The organism is Streptomyces sp. AC512_CC834, from assembly GCF_019049325.1.
In the GTDB taxonomy this organism is placed as follows: domain Bacteria; phylum Actinomycetota; class Actinomycetes; order Streptomycetales; family Streptomycetaceae; genus Streptomyces.
Genome location: NZ_JAGMUO010000108.1, coordinates 1 through 360, shown reverse-complemented (window position 1 = coordinate 360; position 360 = coordinate 1). Strand labels below are relative to the sequence as shown.

At 69.4% G+C, this 360-nt stretch carries 1 protein-coding gene; it reads right to left on the bottom strand.

Features of this window, described 5'->3' with window-relative positions:
* Positions 1-360 (bottom strand): zinc ribbon domain-containing protein (locus tag KUM40_RS34875; protein WP_217170318.1); only part of this gene is annotated, 360 nt, incomplete at both ends.

Here is a 360-nt window from a genome sequence, read left to right as displayed (position 1 = left end):
GTTCCGCAGGCGGTGCAGGTGTAGGTGCGTTCACCCAGCGGCAGTGCGTGCTTGGCTCTCGCTCCGCACTGCGCGCAGTCCATCGTGGTGTACGCGGGGTGGACCAGGCGGATGTCCCGCCCGTGTTTGCGTCCCATCTCGATCAGGGCGGTCTTGGTGGCGCCGATGGCGGCGTCGGCGGCCTTGCGGGCCATGGTCGTCCTGGCCAGGAACTTGGGGCGGAAGTCCTCGACCGCTACGGCATCATGGTCTCGGACGACCTTCTTGGCCCACTTGCGGCCGGTGTCCGCACGCTGCCGGGCGGCCTTCTTGTGGGCCTTCGCCCGCAGCTTCTTCGCCGTCCGGTAGCCCCTCGACCCG